Below are 13,633 nucleotides of genomic sequence, written 5' to 3' on the forward strand. Positions count from 1 at the left end.
TGCGATCACTTGCCGCGATTGAGCTGACGCAGATTGCCCAGCACCGATTCCAGCGCCCGGTCGAACAGTAAGGTGTCGTCCAACAGACGCGCCGTCCCTCGGCGAAATTCCAGGGCCAGGCTGGTGCGGCTGTGCTCCAGCACTTTGAGGCCCGTGCGGTTGACGAAGACATATTTGCCGGTGGCCTCGATGATCGCCGCCAGTTTGCAACGCAGGCTGTTGTCATCGTCCTCCTGGAACTCAACCCAGCTTCCCAATCGCAACTGATCGACCTGAAGCAGGCCCACATCATCGGCCGGCAAGTGCACCGCCGCACTGTCTTCCGGGGCCTTTTGAGCGGTGCGCAGGACAATTTTCTCCGAGACCTGGACCATGACCGGCGAATTGAACGACTGGGTTTGTTCCGTTGCCTGTCCCATGCGTTCAAGGGCCAGCACGTGGAGGGTTTCCAGCTCACTGAAAAACTCGCTGGTGGCAAACGGGTCGAACGCCGAACGGCTCAGGCCTTCACGCAAGGCTTTGAGCAGCTGCGGCACTATCGTCAGCAAGCGCAGGCCGGCATCCGGTTCTTCGTGATGCTGGACGCTCCAGATCAGTTCTTCCAGCGTCAAAACGTCGGCCTGCCACTCGGCTGAATATTTGCCGTGCTTGAAGCAGGTCAGCAATAACACCTGGCTCCAGGCGTGCTGCACGAACTCCACCACCGCCTGCGGCAACACTTTGCCCAGCATGACCTGGTTCAGCACGCCTTCGACGCGCAGGCGCGCCAGTTCGGCCTTGGCCCGACCTTCTTCGGCGTCACGAATACGCTGTTCGAGCAATTCGCTGCGACGTCTTTCATCGCTGGTGAAGGCCAGGAAATCGGCCAGCAATTCAGAGAAGATCGCCGGGTCATCGACAAAGTCATTCAACAACCGCTGCACCACCTGTTCGATGCGCAGATAGAGGCTGTCGCGCTGATGGTCGTCGCAATCGCCCCAGCCCGTGGCAGCAGCGGCGATTTCATTGAGCAGCCGTCGGGCCGGATGATTGCCCCGACTGAAAAAGCTCTTGTCCTGCACCGCAACCTTGAGCATCGGAATCTGCAGACGGCCGATCAACGCCTTGAAGGAGTCCGGCAGGTTATGGTCGTCGAGGATGAATTCAAACATCATCGAGATCAGGTTGATCACGTCTTCATCGGCGTCGTCGACCACCCGCGACTTGCCGCTTCTGACGCTGACCCGGGTCAGCAGCTGTTCGAGTTGGCTGCGCAGGTCGAACTCATCCTCGATGGCAGGCGCCGGCACGTACTGCTGCAAATGGGAGAGCAGGCGCAGCAAATCACGGGTCGAGATCGGTTGAGCCGGTGCGCTGGCCTCCAGAGTCGGGGCCACGCTGCCACGCACCTGCATCAATAGTTTCTGCAACGCAGCAAATACTTCCTGCACGCTGTCATCGACTTCGGCGGCCTTGGGGCCGGCACTTTCAGTCTTGGTACGCGGGGCCTCATCGGCGCGATCCGACGCTCGTCGCGAGGGTGAAATCTTGAGATCCGGCAGGATGCCCGTAGCGGCCAGCAACTGGTTGGCCTCGGTATACAGTTGATCGCACTCGCTGAGCACATAGCGCTCGAACAATTTGAGCAGGATCAGCTTGACCTTGATCTCCACCCCCAGGTTGCGACCGGCCTGTAGAAAGTTTTCACACAGCAGCGCCGGGCTCAAAGGGTTCTGCTGGTTTGCCAGCGGCCTGGTGAGCAAGACGCTGAGCCGCGCAGTCAGTTGCTCAAGAGCCACGCTATCGCGACTGAGCACACGGGTGACCATGGCCTCCACCGCCAGATGACGCTCCAGGTCATCATGCGTGCGCTGAACCTGAGGGCCGGAGGCCTGCGCCGGCGCCAAGGTGGCTTGGGTCGGGTCGTATTGGGCGAGGCTGACGAACGCTTCGAAAAACTGCTCGATAAATTCGCGCTCAATGCTTTTGCGCTTGAGGCGCAAGTCCCGCATGGCTTCGAAGAACAGGTTCTGATCGACATCGTTGCGCGCCCGATCGGCCATTTCAAACAGCGTGTCGTCGGCATTGTCGAACAGCCCCTGCAAACCAAGGCGCAACTGCTGGGCGGCCTTGTCGCGCACCTGAAGCAGAATCACAGGCAGGCGGGCGAGCGGCGAGCGGTTCGCCTGATCGGTAGAAACCTTGTGCAAGGGCACTACATTCCCGTCGTTGTGCATCCTGGTCTCCTGAAAGGGTGCTCTTGCGCTCGAAACGTCAAAGCCATGACGTCAATCGAAAGGCGGATTATCTGGTAAAAGAACCCGGTCATGCCAGCAGACTCTGTGACCCAGGTCGAAATACTCCGCAATAAGTGACCGGACAATCGGGGAAATGTTGCGAGGATGCGACCAAATGCAGGTTTCGATGCCTGGCGCAGACGTCCGGCGCCGTCCCCCATAAGGAACATTGTTTGTGAGACAAGCCACTGGCCCTATAATCGGGCCACTTTGTTTGTGGAGCCCGTTATGCCGAATCTACGTCTCGCCGATCTGACCGCCGAAATCGAGGCCAACGTGCGCCGCGCGTTGCTCGAAGACATCGGCAGCGGCGACATCACCGCGCAACTGATCCCCGCCGAACGCCTGGCCAAAGCCACCATCATTACCCGGGAAGCCGCAGTCATCAGCGGCACGGCCTGGGTCGATGCCGTGTTCCGGCAACTGGATCCGCGCGTCGCCGTGCATTGGCAAGTACGCGATGGCGACCGGGCAAGCCCCGACCAGGCGCTGTTCCACCTCGAAGGCCCGGCCCGCTCGCTGCTGACCGGCGAACGCAGCGCGCTGAACTTTCTGCAGATGCTTTCTGGCGTGGCCACCCGAGCCCGCTACTTGGCCGACTTTGTGGCCGACACCCAGGTCAAGCTGCTGGACACTCGCAAAACCCTCCCAGGGCTGCGCTTGGCCCAGAAGTACGCCGTCACCTGTGGCGGTTGCCATAACCACCGCATCGGCCTCTACGATGCCTTCCTGATCAAGGAAAACCACATCGCAGCCTGCGGCGGCATCGCCCAGGCCATTGCCGCCGCCCACAAGATCGCACCGGGCAAACCGGTGGAAATCGAAGTGGAAAGCCTGACTGAATTGAAAGAAGCGCTGGCGGCCAATGCCGACATCATCATGCTCGACGAACTGAGCCTGGATGACATGCGCGAAGCCGTACGCCTGAACGGCGGCAAGGCGAAGCTGGAGGCCAGCGGCGGGATCAACGAAAGCACGTTGCGCCCGATTGCCGAGACCGGGGTGGACTACATCTCGATCGGGGCAATGACCAAGGATGTGAAAGCGGTGGACCTGTCGATGCGGCTCAGTCTCTGACAACAAAAAACGCCAGCCTCAAAAGGCTGGCGTTTTTATCAGACCACCAGATTATTCATCTCGCAGTATTCATCCCATTCCACACCCAGTACCTCGGCCGCTTCCTTGTGCAAGGCAAGGCGCTGTTCCTCGAACTCTTCAGGTGTGCTGGTGTACTTGAGCGTCAACTCCCAAGGCTGTAATCCCTGGGCTTCGGCCTCATCCTCGAACGCCCACTGGATCTGGTCTTTTTGATCGTCGGCGCTCAGGTCCTTGATCTCTTCGAGCAACTGGGGCGCATCCAGCACGTACTTCTTCAGTGCTTCTTCGTGTCTGGCTTCCTGGGTCAATGCTTTAGCAGTCATGGCGTTCTCGTTGATCTGGGGAATGGAAGATGGATCTGGATCATCAAGGATCTCTCTGACGCAAAAAACCGTGTGAAGCCCGGTTTATCTGGCCTTCAGAACCATTCGGGGATCATCTGAAAACAAATGTGTGTGCTTTTTGGGACAAGGGAATCCTAACAGAGACACAAGCCTGTGCAACAACCGCAAGTGAGAAGAACCTGGTGCCCGAGACAGGAATCGAACCTGCGACCTTCGCGTTACGAGTGCGCTGCTCTACCGGCTGAGCTACACGGGCGGTGGGCTAAACCTAGCACTGAGCTTATGGCCAGGCAACCTGCGACACGGTGATTTCCCGCACACAGCAAAACGCCCCGAACCAGTCGGGGCGTTTGCTTGTTCAGCGGCTAAGCGAGGGGGTGATTAAACGCCCGACGCCTTGGCTGCCGCTACGTCCTTGATGGACAGCTTGATACGACCGCGGTTGTCCACGTCCAGTACCAGCACTTCCACTTCCTGACCTTCTTTGAGGATGTCGGTCACTTTCTCGACGCGAGCATCGCTCAGCATGGAGATGTGAACCAGACCGTCCTTGCCCGGCAGGATGTTGACGAACGCGCCGAAGTCGACGATACGCTCAACCTTGCCCACGTAGATCTTGCCGATCTCGGCTTCTGCGGTGATGCCCAGGACGCGCTGACGTGCTGCTTCTGCCGCTTCCTTGGTTTCGCCGAAGATCTTGATCGAGCCGTCGTCTTCGATGTCGATCGAAGCCTTGGTTTCTTCACAGATCGCACGGATGGTCGCGCCGCCTTTACCGATGACATCACGGATTTTGTCGGTGTCGATTTTCATCGCGATCATGGTCGGAGCGTTTTCCGACAACTCGGTACGCGACTGACCAATGATCTGGTTCATCTGGCCGAGGATGTTCAGGCGCGCTTCCAGGGCTTGGCCCAGGGCGATTTCCATGATCTCTTCGGTGATGCCCTTGATCTTGATGTCCATCTGCAGTGCGGTCACGCCTTTGGCGGTACCGGCCACTTTGAAGTCCATGTCGCCCAGGTGGTCTTCGTCACCCAGGATGTCGGTCAGGACGGCGAACTTCTCGCCTTCTTTCACCAGACCCATGGCGATACCGGCAACCGGAGCCTTCATCGGCACACCGGCGTCCATCAGGGCCAGGGAAGCGCCGCAGACCGAAGCCATGGAGCTCGAACCGTTGGACTCGGTGATTTCCGATACCACGCGAATGGTGTACGGGAACACGTCAGCGGCTGGCAGCATGGCCTGGACCGAACGACGGGCCAGACGGCCGTGACCGATTTCGCGACGACCGGCGCCACCCATGCGACCACACTCGCCCACCGAGAACGGAGGGAAGTTGTAGTGCAGCATGAACGGGTCTTTTTTCTCGCCTTCCAGGGTGTCCAGCAGTTGCGCGTCACGGGCGGTGCCCAGTGTTGCAACGACCAGGGCCTGGGTTTCGCCACGGGTGAACAGCGCCGAACCGTGGGTCTTTGGCAGAACGCCGACTTCAATGTTCAGCGGACGCACGGTGCGAGTGTCGCGACCGTCGATACGTGGCTTGCCGTTGACGATGTTTTCGCGAACGGTGCGGTATTCGATTTCACCGAAAGCGGCTTTGACTTCAGCGGCAGTCGGCTGGCCTTCTTCACCGGACAGCTTGGCAACCACCTGGTCTTTCAGCTCGCCCAGGCGCGCATAACGATCGGCCTTGACGGTGATGGTGTAAGCCTGGGAGATCGCTTCGCCGAACTCGGCACGGATCGCGCCCAGCAGTTCGGTGGCTTCGGCTTGTGGAGCCCAGGTCCAGGTTGGCTTGGCGGCTTCGGCGGCCAGTTCCTTGACGGCGTTGATCACCACCTGGAACTCGTCGTGGGCGAACAGTACAGCGCCCAGCATCTGGTCTTCGGTCAGCTCTTTGGCTTCGGATTCAACCATCAGCACGGCTTCGGAAGTACCGGCCACGACCATGTCCAGGCTCGAAGCTTTCAGTTGCTCGTAGGTCGGGTTCAGCAGGTAGCCGGTGCTTTCGTGGAACGCAACGCGGGCAGCGCCGATCGGACCATCGAAAGGAATGCCGGAGATCGCCAGCGCGGCCGAAGTACCGATCATCGCAGCGATGTCCGGATCAGTCTTCTTGCTGGTGGAAACGACGGTGCAGACAACCTGCACTTCGTTCATGAAGCCTTCTGGGAACAGCGGACGGATCGGACGGTCGATCAGTCGGGAAGTCAGGGTTTCCTTCTCGGAAGGACGGCCTTCGCGCTTGAAGAAACCGCCAGGGATCTTACCGGCAGCGTAAGTCTTTTCCTGGTAGTGGACAGACAGAGGGAAGAAGCCCTTGCCTGGATCGGCTTGCTTGGCACCGACAACGGTCACCAATACGCTGACGTCGTCGTCAACGGTGACCAGCACTGCGCCGGAGGCCTGACGGGCGATACGGCCAGTCTCGAGGGTAACGGTCGACTGACCGAACTGGAATTTTTTGATTACCGGGTTCACGGTGTCCTACCTTCTTTGTGGCTCTTGGGGAACTTGTCTTCTTGCGAAATTCTTGGGCAGTGCGGGGAATCGGCCCAACGACTGTCCAGATAAAACTTGAGGCTGGGAGCCTGCCGGCTGCCGGCGCAAAACGCAGGCAACAGGCAGACAACCAACCTCATAGCGCAATCGCTGATTAGCGACGCAGACCCAGGCGACCGATCAAGGTGCTGTAACGACTTACGTCCTTACCCTTGAGGTAATCCAGCAGCTTACGACGCTGGTTTACCATGCGGATCAGACCACGACGGGAGTGGTGATCTTTACCGTTGGCCTTGAAGTGACCCTGCAGTTTGTTGATGTTGGCGGTCAGCAGTGCAACTTGCACTTCTGGCGAACCAGTATCACCAACAGCTTGCTGGTAGTCGGTCACGATCTGAGCTTTTTCTTCAACGCTGAGTGCCATGTGGCTTTCCTCTTGTAAGGTACCGTTCCCAAGGAAACCGTACCAACAGGCCAGGGACAAATCCCTGTATCTATAAATGAGTAGTGACCGTGCCTGTTAACAGCCACACTCGCCAACCTGCTGTTACACAGGCTGGTTCCGGTCATTCCGACCGAATCAGTCGACGCGGCGCAATGCGCCCGTCTTCGCTCACTTCACCGATACCGATGAAGCGGCCATTGTGATCCTGTACCCGTACCATGCCGAACTTCGGTGCATCCGGAGCACGTACCGGTTGGCCGTTGAGCCAGTAGAACGCGCTGTGCTCGGAGAACTGCAACAGTGGCCAGTCCAGCAGGCCGCTGTCCGATGGCATCAGGAAACGGTCGACCGCTTCGTTGCCGCCTTCGGCATGTACCGCTTCGAGCTCTTCCAGCGTGACCGTCTGGGCCAGCGTGAAAGGTCCGGCCTGGGTCCGTCGCAGTTCGGCCACGTACGCACCACAGCCGAGCTTTTCACCAATATCCTCCACCAGGGTGCGGATATAGGTGCCCTTGCTGCAATCGACTGCCAGCCGCGCAGTATTACCGTCAAAGGCCAGCAATTCCAAGCGCGCAATAGTAACAGAACGCGGTTCACGCTCCACTACTTCGCCTGCACGGGCCAGCTTGTATAACGGCTGGCCATCACGCTTGAGAGCAGAGTACATCGGCGGTATCTGGCTGATTTGTCCGCGAAAATCCGGCAAAACAGCCTCGACATCAGCCTGACCAACGGTCACCGGCCGCTCCAGCAACACCTCACCTTCGGCGTCCGCCGTGGTGGTGGTCTTGCCCAGTTGCGCCAGGGTTTCGTAACCCTTGTCCGAATCGAGCAAATACTGAGAGAACTTGGTCGCCTCGCCAAAACACAGTGGCAACACGCCGGTAGCCAGCGGATCAAGGCTGCCGGTGTGCCCGGCTTTCTCGGCATTGAGCAGCCAGCGAACCTTCTGCAACGCCGCATTGGAGGTGAACCCCAGCGGTTTGTCGAGCAGGATGATGCCGCTGACGTTACGGCGGATACGTTTGACCTGAGCCACCGATTACTCCTTGGTGTCTTCGGGTTCAGCCGCAACCGGGTGCTGACTGTCTTCAGCCACGGCGCGCTCGATCAGGGCCGACAGATGCGCGCCCCGCACGACGCTTTCGTCGTAGTGGAAGTGCAACTGTGGAACGCTGCGCAGCTTCATCTCCCGGGCCAACTGCATCCGCAGGAAACCGGCAGCCGAGTTGAGCACCTTGATGCTTTGGGCGATTTCTTCGGCGCTGTCCTGCCCCATCACGGTGATGAAAATCTTTGCATGACCGACGTCACGGCTGACTTCCACTGCGGTAATGGTGACCAGGCCGACGCGCGGGTCTTTGACTTCGCGACGGATCAGTTGGGCCAGCTCGCGCTGCATCTGATCGCCGATTCGTTGGGTACGGCTATATTCTTTTGCCATGTCTTGTTACCTGTTACTGCCCCACGGTCAAACCCGTGAGGTCTGAAAGCGGCAAACGCCCGGCCTGACAAAAGCCAGACCGGGCGTTGCGTTTAGAGTCCGCCTGAGAGGCAGCGCATGTTCATGCGACTGCCCGGTGCGGCTCTTGAAGTACGCGAGTCAGAGGCTGCGAGCAACCTGGACCTTCTCGAAGACTTCGATCTTGTCGCCGACCTTGACGTCGTTGTAGCTCTTGACGCCAATACCGCATTCCATGCCAGCGCGGACTTCCGAAGCGTCATCCTTGAAGCGGCGCAGGGATTCCAGCTCGCCTTCGAAGATAACGATGTCTTCACGCAGTACACGGATTGGACGGTTACGGTGAACGACACCTTCGATCACCATGCAACCGGCGATCGCGCCAAACTTCGGCGAACGGAACACGTCACGCACTTCAGCGGTACCCAGGATGTTCTCGCGAACATCGCTGCCCAACATACCGGTCAGGGCTTTCTTGACGTCTTCGATGATGTCGTAGATCACGTTGTAGTAACGCATATCCAGACCTTCCTGCTCGACGATCTTGCGAGCGCCGGCATCGGCACGCACGTTGAAGCCAAACAGTACAGCGTTGGAGGCCAGTGCCAGGTTGGCGTCGGATTCGGTGATACCACCGACACCGCCACCGACCACGCGCACTTGCACTTCGTCGTTACCCAGGCCATTCAAGGCGCCGTTCAACGCTTCCAGCGATCCACGGACGTCGGATTTGAGGACGATGTTGAGCGTCTTCTTCTCTTCCTGACCCATGTTCTCGAAGATGTTTTCCAGCTTGCCGGCGTGAGCACGAGCCAGTTTGACTTCGCGGAACTTGCCTTGACGGAACAGAGCCACTTCACGGGCTTTCTTCTCGTCAGCCACAACGCTCATCTCGTCGCCAGCGTCCGGAGTGCCGTCCAGGCCGAGGATCTCGACCGGGATAGCAGGACCTGCTTCCTTGATGGGCTTGCCGTTCTCGTCGAGCATGGCGCGCACGCGGCCATAGTTCGAACCGACCAGCACCATGTCGCCCTGGCGCAGGGTACCGTCTTGAACCAGAACGGTCGCAACCGGGCCACGGCCCTTGTCGAGACGCGATTCGACGACCACGCCACGGCCAGGAGCCGAAGGTGTAGCAGTCAGTTCCAGAACCTCGGCTTGCAACAGAACGGCTTCGAGCAGTTCGTCAACGCCGGTACCCATCTTCGCAGAGACCGGTACGAATGGAGTGTCGCCACCCCACTCTTCGGAAGTCACGCCGTGAACCGACAGTTCGCTACGGATGCGATCGAGATCGGCGCCCGGCTTGTCGATCTTGTTCACCGCAACCACCAGAGGGACGCCAGCTGCCTTGGCATGCTGAACGGCTTCGATGGTTTGTGGCATCACGCCGTCGTCCGCTGCTACCACCAGGATCACGATGTCGGTCGCTTTGGCACCACGGGCACGCATTGCGGTAAACGCAGCGTGACCCGGGGTGTCGAGGAACGTCACCATGCCGCGGTCGGTTTCAACGTGGTAGGCGCCGATGTGCTGGGTGATACCACCCGCCTCGCCTGCCGCAACCTTCGCACGACGGATATAGTCGAGCAGGGAGGTTTTACCGTGGTCAACGTGGCCCATTACGGTCACGACCGGAGCACGGGAAACCGCCTCGCCTTCAAACTTCAGGGACTCGGCCAGGGAATCTTCCAGGGCAGTGTCGCTGACCAGGGTCACTTTGTGGCCCAGCTCTTCAGCAACCAGTTGGGCAGTTTCCTGATCCAGTACCTGGTTGATGGTGGCCGGCGTACCCAGCTTGAACATGAACTTGATGATTTCAGCAGCCTTGACCGACATCTGCTGGGCCAGATCGCCCACAGTGATGGTCTCGCCGATTTTCACTTCACGCACGACAGGGCCGGTAGGGCTCTGGAAACCGTGGGCGTTGCGTTTCTTCAGCTTGGCCTTGCCGCGACCGCCACGACGGAAGCCATCGCTTTCTTCGTCGGTGGTACGTGGCGCAACGCGTGGCGCTGGCGCCTTTTCCTTGACCGAAGCACGATGAGGAGCGTTTTTGCGCTCGCCATCGCCACTGCCCCGACGGTTGTCGTCGGCACGTGGTTTGTCCGGACGACGCTGTTCATCGCGCTTGCGGGTATCGGCCGCAGGTGCTGGAGCGGGTGTCGGGACCGGCGCGCTTTCACGCACTGGCTCGGCTGCCGGGACTGGAGCCGCAACGGCTTCGGCCGGAGCGGATTGCGCAGCAGCAGGCTGGCGACGCGCTTCTTCTTCGGCGCGACGCTTGGCTTCTTCTTCAGCCTTCTGACGTGCAGCATTTTCTACTGCGCGACGTTCTTCCAGTTCGCGTTTGCGCTCGGCTTCGATTTCTTCCGGGCTGCGCTGTACGAAGACTTTCTTCTTGCGTACTTCAACGCTGATGCTTTTGCTACCGGCAACACGCAGGGTGCTGGTGGTTTTACGCTGCAGAGTGATCTTGCGCGGTTCTTCCACTTTCGCCTTGTGACTGCTCTTCAAGTGAGTCAGCAGGGACTGCTTCTCACTGTCGGTCACATGTTCCTCGGCGGCGGTGTGCGGCAGACCTGCCTCACGCATCTGCTGCAACAGGCGCTCTACCGGTGTTTTGACCTCATCGGCCAGTTGTTTCACCGTGACTTGCGTCATGCACTTCTCTCCTCAGGCCGCGCCTAATTACTCGAACCAGTGGGCTCGGGCGGCCATGATCAACTTGCCGGCACGATCATCGTCAATGCCGTCGATGTCGAGCAGATCGTCAATAGACTGCTCGGCCAGGTCTTCGCGGGTAATTACGCCGCGCACCGCCAGTTCCATCGCCAAATCCTTGTCCATGCCCTCAAGCGAGAGCAGGTCTTCGGCCGGATGGGCGTCTGCCAGCTTTTCCTCAGTAGCGATGGCTTTGGTCAACAAACGATCCTTGGCCCGAGCGCGAAGCTCGTTGACGATGTCCTCGTCAAAGCCGTCGATGTTGAGCATTTCCTCCACCGGTACGTAGGCAATCTCTTCCAGGCTGGTAAAGCCTTCATCCACCAGCACCTGCGCCAGTTCTTCATCGACTTCAAGCTCTTCGATGAAGTTGCGCAGGATATCGCCGGTTTCAGCTTGCTGCTTAGCCTGGATGTCCGATTCGGTCATCACGTTCAGTGTCCAGCCAGTCAATTGGCTAGCCAGACGCACGTTCTGACCACCGCGACCGATGGCCTGAGCGAGATTGTCTGCGCCAACGGCGATGTCCATTGCATGGGCATCTTCGTCGACGATAATTGCCGCCACTTCAGCAGGCGACATGGCGTTGATCACGAACTGAGCCGGGTTGTCGTCCCACAGGACGATATCCACACGCTCGCCGCCCAACTCGCCGGATACGGCCTGGACACGCGAACCACGCATGCCAATGCAGGCACCTTGCGGGTCGATGCGCTTGTCCTTGGAGCGGACCGCGATCTTGGCACGCGAACCCGGATCACGGGAGGCGGCCATTACTTCGATCAGGCCTTCAGCAATTTCCGGCACTTCGATGCGGAACAACTCGATCAGCATTTCCGGCGCGGTACGCGACAGGATCAGCTGCGGGCCCCGGTTCTCGGTGCGGATTTCCTTGAGCAGCGCACGCAGTCGCACGCCAACCCGGAAAGTTTCGCGAGAAATGATGTCTTCACGAGCCAGCAACGCTTCAGCGTTGTTGCCCAGGTCGACAATCACGTTGTCGCGGGTGACTTTCTTCACGGTGCCGGAGATGATTTCACCCAGGCGCTCGCGATAAGCATCGACGACTTGCGCACGCTCGGCTTCGCGAACTTTCTGCACAATGACCTGCTTGGCGGTCTGCGCAGCAATACGACCGAACTCGATGGATTCGATCTTTTCTTCGACTACATCACCTACCTTGGCGCCAGGATGCGTTTCTGCAACCTTGCTTGGCCAGGTTTCGATAGCCGGATCGTCCAGGTCGGCTTCTTCGACGACCGTCCAGCGACGGAAAGTCTCATAGGCACCGGTGTGGCGATTGATTTCCACACGCAAATCAACTTCGTCTTCAAACCGCTTCTTGGTAGCAGTGGCCAGAGCCAGCTCCAGCGCTTCAAAAATAACGTTAGCCGGTACGCCCTTTTCATTGGATACCGACTCAACAACCAGCAGTACTTCTTTGCTCATCGTACGCCTCGCCTTTCGCAAGCCATTGGATCCGCGGGATCCGCAGTATCTGGCACGTATCAGTCAAAACTGGGAATAATGTTGGCCTTGTCGATCATATCGATCGGCAACAGGAACTCATGGTCTTCTACCTGCACCACGACATCCTGCTCTTCTACACCGCGCAGAAGGCCTTGAAAGTTGCGTCGACCTTCGAAGGGCGAGCGCAGCTTGATCTTCACTTGTTCACCGGCAAACGAAGCGAACTGTTCAAGGGTGAACAGAGGGCGTTCCATGCCAGGCGAGGAAACTTCAAGGGTGTATTCGGAAGTGATTGGATCTTCGACATCCAATACACCGCTGATCTGACGGCTGACGATGGCGCAGTCATCCACCAATACGCCGCCTTCCTTATCGATATAAACGCGCAACAGTGAGTGGCGACCTTGAGCCGAAAACTCAATACCCCAGCATTCATAGCCAAGGGCCACGACCACCGGGGCCAACAAGGCCTGCAACTGTTCTAGCTTGCTCGACACCTGAACCCCCTCGTGCATGTTTGTGCATGCTGTGCAAATAAAAAAAAATGGGCGAATAGCCCATCCCTGAAACGCCGTTGAACAGCGGCGTTATAAAGTGTCCAGCTAACAAAAAGCCCCTTGGAAGGGGCCCCTGAAACTGGTTGCGGGAGCCGGATTTGAACCGACGACCTTCGGGTTATGAGCCCGACGAGCTACCAGACTGCTCCATCCCGCGACAAAGCTGGGGCGGAAGTATACGACCGATCCCTTACAGGGTCAATGTAACCCTTCCACCTACAAGAAAGCCCGCAATCGCGGGCTCTCCTGATAATTGGTACCGAGAAGGGGACTCGAACCCCTACACCCTATGGGCACAACCACCTCAAGGTTGCGTGTCTACCAATTCCACCACCTCGGCAATACAGCGTTTGAAACCTTCTTACTTCTGCTCTTGAGCTGGAGGCACATCAGTCGCCGGATTGGCCGACTGTTGCTCTTGAAGCACCGGTACATCATCAGAAGCCGGTTGTTGCTTTGGTACTTCCAACACTGCTGGGTTTGGCAAACCTACTTGAGTCAGCTCTTGAGCCTTCTCTTTAGCAAAGTAACCTAACCCCAAGCTGGTTATGAAGAAACCGGCGGCAAGTATAGCAGTAAACTTACTAAGAAAGGTAGAGGAACCTTGGCTTCCGAACACAGTATTTGAAGCACCTGCACCGAAAGACGCACCAGCATCCGCACCTTTACCCTGCTGCAGCAATACCAGGGCAACTACACCCAATGCACCCAGCAGATGAAAAACGACTACGACTGTTTCCAGCATTTTT

Annotated in this window: 11 protein-coding genes and 3 tRNA genes; 1 reads left to right on the forward strand and 13 read right to left on the reverse strand. The window is 58.5% G+C overall.

Annotated elements, in window-relative coordinates; translation table 11 throughout:
* Positions 1-5 precede the first annotated feature (5 nt).
* Entirely contained in the window at positions 6-2,216 is a 2,211-nt protein-coding gene (locus tag PSH91_RS22820; protein WP_076383531.1) for a DUF1631 domain-containing protein, read from the reverse strand.
* Positions 2,217-2,504: 288 nt separating this feature from the next.
* Here PSH91_RS22820 and nadC point away from each other — a divergent pair, with 288 nt between their 5' ends.
* Positions 2,505-3,353: a carboxylating nicotinate-nucleotide diphosphorylase gene (gene nadC, locus PSH91_RS22825; protein ID WP_047229050.1), complete on the forward strand. Its 849-nt coding sequence runs from the start codon at positions 2,505-2,507 to the stop codon at positions 3,351-3,353.
* 38 nt (positions 3,354-3,391) lie between these two features.
* Here nadC and PSH91_RS22830 read toward each other — a convergent pair whose 3' ends face one another.
* From PSH91_RS22830 to secG, 12 genes are all read right to left on the reverse strand, one after another.
* A complete protein-coding gene (locus PSH91_RS22830; protein ID WP_047229051.1) occupies positions 3,392-3,697 on the reverse strand; it encodes a DUF6388 family protein in 306 nt (101 codons plus the stop codon).
* Positions 3,698-3,898: 201 nt separating this feature from the next.
* A tRNA-Thr gene (locus tag PSH91_RS22835) sits at positions 3,899-3,974 on the reverse strand.
* 125 nt (positions 3,975-4,099) lie between these two features.
* Positions 4,100-6,205 (reverse strand): polyribonucleotide nucleotidyltransferase, encoded by a 2,106-nt coding sequence (gene pnp, locus PSH91_RS22840; RefSeq protein WP_047229052.1) that lies wholly within the window; start codon positions 6,203-6,205, stop codon positions 4,100-4,102.
* Positions 6,206-6,380: 175 nt separating this feature from the next.
* On the reverse strand, positions 6,381-6,650 hold the full coding sequence (rpsO, locus tag PSH91_RS22845; RefSeq protein ID WP_024684882.1) for a 30S ribosomal protein S15: 270 nt from the start codon (positions 6,648-6,650) through the stop codon (positions 6,381-6,383).
* 142 nt (positions 6,651-6,792) lie between these two features.
* Positions 6,793-7,710 carry a tRNA pseudouridine(55) synthase TruB gene (truB, locus tag PSH91_RS22850; protein ID WP_305466823.1) on the reverse strand — a complete coding sequence of 306 codons (918 nt, stop codon included), beginning with the start codon at positions 7,708-7,710 and terminating at the stop codon, positions 6,793-6,795.
* 3 nt (positions 7,711-7,713) lie between these two features.
* A complete protein-coding gene (gene rbfA, locus PSH91_RS22855; RefSeq protein ID WP_003177871.1) occupies positions 7,714-8,115 on the reverse strand; it encodes a 30S ribosome-binding factor RbfA in 402 nt (133 codons plus the stop codon).
* Positions 8,116-8,274: 159 nt separating this feature from the next.
* Positions 8,275-10,797 (reverse strand): translation initiation factor IF-2, encoded by a 2,523-nt coding sequence (infB, locus tag PSH91_RS22860; protein WP_139049107.1) that lies wholly within the window; start codon positions 10,795-10,797, stop codon positions 8,275-8,277.
* A 27-nt stretch (positions 10,798-10,824) separates the two neighbouring features.
* Complete coding sequence (gene nusA, locus PSH91_RS22865) at positions 10,825-12,306, reverse strand: transcription termination factor NusA (RefSeq protein WP_047229054.1); 1,482 nt, start codon at positions 12,304-12,306, stop codon at positions 10,825-10,827.
* Between the two features lie 59 nt (positions 12,307-12,365).
* The gene (gene rimP / locus PSH91_RS22870) at positions 12,366-12,824 is read right to left on the reverse strand and encodes a ribosome maturation factor RimP (RefSeq protein WP_025211790.1); all 459 of its coding nucleotides are present in this window, start codon (positions 12,822-12,824) and stop codon (positions 12,366-12,368) included.
* 140 nt (positions 12,825-12,964) lie between these two features.
* Positions 12,965-13,041 (reverse strand) — tRNA-Met (locus PSH91_RS22875).
* Positions 13,042-13,138: 97 nt separating this feature from the next.
* Positions 13,139-13,224 (reverse strand) — tRNA-Leu (locus PSH91_RS22880).
* A 21-nt stretch (positions 13,225-13,245) separates the two neighbouring features.
* Positions 13,246-13,629: a preprotein translocase subunit SecG gene (gene secG / locus PSH91_RS22885; RefSeq protein WP_047229055.1), complete on the reverse strand. Its 384-nt coding sequence runs from the start codon at positions 13,627-13,629 to the stop codon at positions 13,246-13,248.
* Between the last annotated feature and the right edge of the window lie 4 nt (positions 13,630-13,633).

The organism is Pseudomonas sp. FP1154, from assembly GCF_030687245.1.
Lineage (GTDB): Bacteria > Pseudomonadota > Gammaproteobacteria > Pseudomonadales > Pseudomonadaceae > Aquipseudomonas > Aquipseudomonas rhizophila.